Origin of the sequence: Oceanobacillus alkalisoli (assembly GCF_021556485.1) — a bacterium.
Classification (GTDB): Bacteria; Bacillota; Bacilli; order Bacillales; family Amphibacillaceae; genus Oceanobacillus; species Oceanobacillus alkalisoli.
This window is the reverse complement of the sequence record NZ_JAKGBW010000092.1, coordinates 1-285: the sequence shown is the minus strand read 5'-3', so window position 1 is coordinate 285 and position 285 is coordinate 1. Positions and strand designations below refer to the sequence as shown.

General features: G+C 47.7%; 1 protein-coding gene. It reads left to right on the top strand.

Going from position 1 to position 285, the window contains the following annotated elements; all coding sequences use genetic code 11:
• Positions 1-226 (top strand): hypothetical protein (locus LZD48_RS18545; RefSeq protein WP_235764147.1); only part of this gene is annotated, 226 nt, incomplete at its 5' end.
• Between the last annotated feature and the right edge of the window lie 59 nt (positions 227-285).

Genomic DNA, 285 nt, shown 5'->3' with positions numbered 1-285 from the left:
CAAAGCTACTGGTCTGCATGTTCCTTTAGTCATCCCAATCCTAGATTCCCCTCTGGAGAGTTTTTATTTCTCTCCATTGCCTGTGGAGTCACTCCACGAAGGCTCATCACTGCTGTTGGTTGCTAAACATCACTGCCCAACTGCAAATGCCTCAAGCAAGAAGGGGTGCATCTGTGCTCAGGCTTCTTGTTTCTTTGGGAAGGAACTTCTTGCTCTGCACGGGTAAAGCTTTTTGTGCTGTTGAAGAGCAGATGGTTTTGGGCATTGGATTTGTGTGTGGTGCTG